4 protein-coding genes and 1 pseudogene are annotated in these 5,343 nt (G+C 58.0%); 4 read left to right on the forward strand and 1 reads right to left on the reverse strand.

Translation table 11 applies throughout. The annotated features are described in order from the left end of the window. Positions 1 to 598 precede the first annotated feature (598 nt). Entirely contained in the window at positions 599 to 1,624 is a 1,026-nt protein-coding gene (locus tag AC07O1_RS30235) for a LacI family DNA-binding transcriptional regulator (RefSeq protein WP_495091176.1), read from the reverse strand. 327 nt (positions 1,625 to 1,951) lie between these two features. Between AC07O1_RS30235 and AC07O1_RS30240 the strand changes: the two genes are divergently transcribed. The 4 genes and pseudogenes from AC07O1_RS30240 (at position 1,952) to AC07O1_RS30255 (ending at position 5,205) form a co-directional block, all read left to right on the forward strand. Continuing rightward, entirely contained in the window at positions 1,952 to 2,980 is a 1,029-nt protein-coding gene (locus tag AC07O1_RS30240; RefSeq protein ID WP_495091177.1) for a Gfo/Idh/MocA family oxidoreductase, read from the forward strand. Further along, entirely contained in the window at positions 2,977 to 3,936 is a 960-nt protein-coding gene (locus tag AC07O1_RS30245; protein ID WP_495091178.1) for a sugar phosphate isomerase/epimerase family protein, read from the forward strand. The genes AC07O1_RS30240 and AC07O1_RS30245 overlap by 4 nt, the downstream gene beginning before the upstream one ends. 142 nt (positions 3,937 to 4,078) lie before the next feature. Continuing rightward, the gene (gene tnpC / locus AC07O1_RS30250) at positions 4,079 to 4,879 is read left to right on the forward strand and encodes an IS66 family transposase (protein WP_495091179.1); all 801 of its coding nucleotides are present in this window, start codon (positions 4,079 to 4,081) and stop codon (positions 4,877 to 4,879) included. Between the two features lie 3 nt (positions 4,880 to 4,882). Continuing rightward, a pseudogene (locus AC07O1_RS30255) lies at positions 4,883 to 5,205 on the forward strand (plasmid pRiA4b ORF-3 family protein). Positions 5,206 to 5,343: the final 138 nt, after the last annotated feature.

Here is a 5,343-nt window from a genome sequence, read left to right on the forward strand (position 1 = left end):
TCACGGTTGACTGTGGTTCGCACCTTCAGTCTGGCACTCAAGATGCCGAAGTGAGGAGGAGTCCATCCCATTGCTTTTGGCCGTTTTCTGCCCGTCACGACTGACCAGGGCTGACTCCAAATCCCCACTTCAGATGAAGGCCGCTTTCCACCGAGCGCAGTCTCTCGGTTGCAGCTATGAAATTTAGGGCGATCATGAGCCCCCCAGAAAGCCAAAATACCGGCCAAATTCGTTTCCGCAAATAAACTTCCACCCCTTGATTTCAGAGGCCTCCAGAGCATAAATGAATACTGCTTAGCGGAAACGAATACAACCTAAAATATTGAAATATAAGGATTAATCTTCGGACTTGAAAACCGTCGACTGTAACAGGTCCATGAGTTCGAATCCCATCGCCTCCGCCATATTTGTACGACAAAGCCCTGATTATTCAGGGCTTTTTCGTTTCTTGGATTTGGAAAAACCTACCAGCCCACACTTCAGCCCACACACTGGATGAAGCCTTGCTTTTCGACCAGCGGCTAATTTTTCGAATGCCAAATTGTCGCTGCATTCCTGAAGCACCGATGAAGACGCAGCTCCTGGTGGGAGAATCGACTCACCCATCACAGTTGTATCGTGTATGGACAAGGATCTGAGTAAACGGAGGCGCTGCCCTAGCCCCCTCCACCGCGCCGCGTATCCACCGCACCGCGGCAGCGGTCTCGCCGACAAAGTCGTGTGAAATCGCATAGTCCATAACGCCTGACTCCAACATCCCACGCGTGTGGGTAGTAAGCTCGTGCCCTACAAAAATAGGCCGCTGCTCGACGGCTATGGTGTCTATGGCTTGGGCAACCCCCCGATTCGCGCCGGCCACATTGTAGATCGCAGCCGGGTAATCATACTTCGAGAAGTAGCGCATCAACTGTTCGGCGGTGGTCTGGGGACGGTCATCAGACATCATCCGCTCATCGATCTTCAGATACGGAAAGTCCGCGCGAAGCACCCGCCGAAAACCCATCTCCCTCTCTTGCTGGCAGCGAAACGGCACGCTGGTGACTAGCAAAATCTTGGCCGGCTCCATGGGTAGGGCGTTGCCGATCAATAACCCGGCGACACTACCAGCTGCGTACTGGTCGTTGCCCACGTAGGCGCTCCGACCGGAGTTTGGCAGGTCGGTGGTCAGGCACACCACGGGAATGTCGAGGCTGCACAGTTTGCGAATGGCGCGGTTGATGGCCGGGTGTTCGCGGGAGACGACGATCACGCCGTCCGCCGAAGCGCCTTCAGCCTGAACTCGGTCGGCGAACGCCGCTGGGTCGACCTGGTTGGTGGGCACGTAGTGGCCGTGCACCACGACGCCCGGCGTCGAGCTGTTTACCACGGCCTCGGCCTTGGCCAGGGTAGCGTTGAAGGTTTCTCCCGAGTCGCAGAACAGCTTGATGTGCAAGGTGGCCATGCCATCGGCCAGATCCTGCTTGAGCTTCTCCAGTGCCGCCAACACTTTGAGGCGGGTGTTTTCACGCACACCGAGGCGGTTATTCAGCACGCGGTCGACGGTGGCTGGGCCAACCCTGGCCACCTTAGCGATCTGCAGGACGGTAGGGCCCTTCCAGAGTTGCGCTGTCGTTTCCCTAGTCATGACGTCGCCCTCATAATGATGTCTTTCACATCACTTATAAACCATAAATCTCAATTTTAAAAAAGCATTAAGCGCCAACAAGCAACGTGCAATTTGATTTGAATCACATCATAAATTGCCCATGGCTGTCCTTGAAGGATGATTTTGCGCTCCTGATAATCGCCCTATAACAACCACAACAACTTGTCAGGATCGCCCCATGATGAACTCGTCTTCGCGGTTCGTTGCGGCCGCAAGCATCACGCCGTTCCCCTCCCTTCTCCCATCCATCCGCACGCCTACGCGGCGCTGCGTCGACGACCTGTATCCACTGAGAGGTAACTGAACATGAGCATACGAATCGCCGTGATCGGCGCAGGCATCATGGGGGAAGACCATGCCCGCATCATTGCCCAAGACCTGCCCGGGGTCACGTTGCAGGTGATCTGTGACGCATCCAGGAGCCGTGCTCGGGAAGTGGCGGACCGCTACGGTGCCCTGGACGCAACCGTCGACCCGATGCTGACCCTGTCCCGGGCCGATGTAGACGCAGTAATCATCGCCAGCCCCGACGACACCCACGCAGTGCTGTCCATGGCGGCCATCAATGCCGGCAAGCCAGCGCTGTGTGAAAAACCCCTGTCACCAAGCCCGGAGGATTGCCTGGCGATCATCGACAAGGAAATCTCCTTAGGGCGCCAGTTCGTGCAGCTGGGGTTTATGCGCCGCTTCGACTCGTCTTACCGGGAAATGAAAAACGCCTTGCTCAGCGGCGTAATCGGCCGCGCGGTGATGATGCACAACTTCCATCGCAACGTTGAAGCGCCAGCCAATTTCAGTGGGCAGATGGCGATCAGCAATTCCGCGCCTCACGAGTTCGATGTGGCGCGTCATGTGCTCGACACCGAGTACAGCGCCATCTCGGTATTCCAGCCCTCCCGAGTGTCCCCCGGCAGCGTCGGCGCACCCGTGTTCATGGTACTTGAGACTCGCGACGGGCATCTGGTGAACATTGAGATCAATAACAACGCTCAATACGGTTACGACGTGCGCAGCGAACTGGTGGGAGAGCAAGGCTCGGTGCACTTGGCCGCGCCGATACACACCCGCCTCAACACCGCCTTCCAGGCGGTAGAACGTTACGCCGCCGACTGGCGCCCGCGCTTCGCCGACGCCTACCGCCTGCAAGACAAGGCCTTCGTCGAGTTCGTCAAGACCGGCCGCTTTCCGGCCCACGCCGCCACGGCCTGGGATGGCTACTGCGCGGCGGTGGTCGCTCAGGCCGGTGTGCAGGCCCTGACCGAGGGCCACCGCGTGACTTTGCGCCCAATGGATATCCCCTCACTGTACCTGCCACACGAAGGAGCCTTGTCATGAAACTGGGATTTGTCACCGACAGCCTGGGCGCCCTGCCCTTGCGCGAAGTCCTCAAACACGCTGAACGGATGGGCCTTTCTGGTCTTGAGGTCAACACTGGCGGCTGGTCCACCGCGCCGCACTTCAACCTGGATCAGATGCTTGGCAGCACCACCGCCCGCCGTGAGTTCAAGCGCAGTTTCCAGGAACACAACCTGGAAATTATTTCCCTGAACGCCAACGGCAATCCCCTACATCCCACCCAGCCTAAACAGGCCCAATGCCTGAAGGACGCCATTCGCATAGCCGGAGAACTGGGAGTCAAGACGGTGTGCACCATGTCCGGCTTGCCGGAAGGTCAGGCTGGTGATCGCATGCCGAACTGGGTGGTAGCGTCCTGGCCACCCGAGACCCAGACGATGCTGCGCTACCAATGGGAGGAACGCCTGTTGCCTTTCTGGAGCGAAATTTCTGACTTGGCCAAGGAAAATGGTGTCGAGCGTATCGCCCTGGAACTGCATGGCAACCAGTGCGTGTACAACGTTCGCTCATTGCTGAAACTACGTGACGCCATCGGTCCGGTCATCGGCGCCAACCTCGACCCCTCCCACCTGTTCTGGATGGGCGCCGATCCGCTGGCGGCCGCCGAGGCCCTGGGCGACGCCATTTACCACGTGCACGCCAAGGACACCCTGCTTAACGCGCCAGTGCAGGCTGTTGACTCGCTGTTGGAAAACGGCTCGTTGATGGACATCGCCTCGCGCAGCTGGTCCTACATCACCCTCGGCTTCGGCCACGGCGAGCAATGGTGGCGGCAATTCTGCTACCGCCTGAAGATGGCTGGCTACGATGGCTGGCTGTCCATCGAACACGAGGACGTGCTGCTCAACAGCCTCGAGGGCCTGGAAAAATCTGTGGCTCTGCTACAAGGCGTCATGCCAGTCGCTGCCAGTGACTTCAAACCTCAGGCCATCTGACCCACCCTGCGAGATCGACCGATATAAGCATTTGAATCCGCGCTCAACCGTTCCTGCGGCTGAGCGCCGTCCATGAATTTCAGTTGGAATATCACAATGACAATTAATTCCTACGGAAATACGGCGGACGACTCCGCCGCCTATGTCAACACGGAAAAGCGCCAGGCATGGCAAGACCAAAACTGCTCGCCTGTGGACGTACGTGCGGGACGACCGACCTGCCGGTTACACGACACCGGCGGCTGCATGGTTTGCCTACTCGCCGGATCGCAAGGGACAACATCCCCGCGCTCATCTCAAGAGCTTCAGCGGGATATTGCAGGCTGACGGCTACGCCGGTTTTGCTCAGCTGTATGCCACGGGCACCATTCAGGAAGCCGCGTGCTGGGCTCACGCCCGCCGCAAGTTTTACGCAAGACCTGGCTTCACCGCTTGCCGCCGAGGCGCTGCAACGGATTGCTGCACTGTATGCCATCGAAAGCGAGATTCGAGGGCAACTGCCCAACCTGCGAAAAGCGCTCGGCAAAGCCGAGCAAGTCCGCTGCTGGAACAGCAACTCGCGTGGCTTAACCAGACGCTGACTCAGCTGTCGAAGAAATCGGCATTGGGCGGTGCGATCCTCTATGCCCTCAATCGGTGGCAGGCGTTGACGCGCTACTGCGATGACGGCCGAGTCGAGATCGACAACAATGCCGCCGAACGGGCGCTACGCGCCGTCGCTTTGGGTCGCAAAAATTACCTGTTTGTCGGTTCCGATGCCGGCGGAGAGCGAGCGGCTGCGATTTACAGCCTGGCGGGTTCGGCCAAACTCAACGACCTGAACCCGCAAGCCTATTTGACCCGCGTGCTGGAGCGCATCGCCGACCACCCAATTAATTGGATCGACGTACTGCGGCCCTGGAACGTTTCTCTCACCTCCACGGAACTCTGCAAGGCTGCCTGATCCATGGTCAAAACTGTTCGTTTGCTAAAACCCGAACCTGACTTGCTATTACTGCACATTGAATTGAAGTGGATCGAACCCACCATCTGGCGCCGCGTGGCGGTGCCCGAGAACATCACGTTGGGCAAATTGCACACGCCCCTCAGATGCCGTATTGCATCGACGGCGCCAATGCTTGCCCACCGGAAGACATCGGTGGTGGACCGGGTTATGCCGACTTCCTTGAAATGATGGCAGACCCCAACCATCCGGAGCATGAAGACATGTTGGAGTGGTATGGCGGTACCTTCGATCCAACGGTTTTTGAATGTCGGGCCTTGATTTAGAGCCTTTGGTCGGTTTTTAGCAGGCAATAAAAAACCCCTGCCTGCTTCAGGCCGGGGTTTTCGGTGTTGCGCGAAAGCAGGGTTTAATCGACTGCCTTGACCATATCTTCGATGACCTTCTTGGCGTCGCCAAAAACC

This window comes from Pseudomonas sp. GW821-FHT07G10, assembly GCF_059418545.1.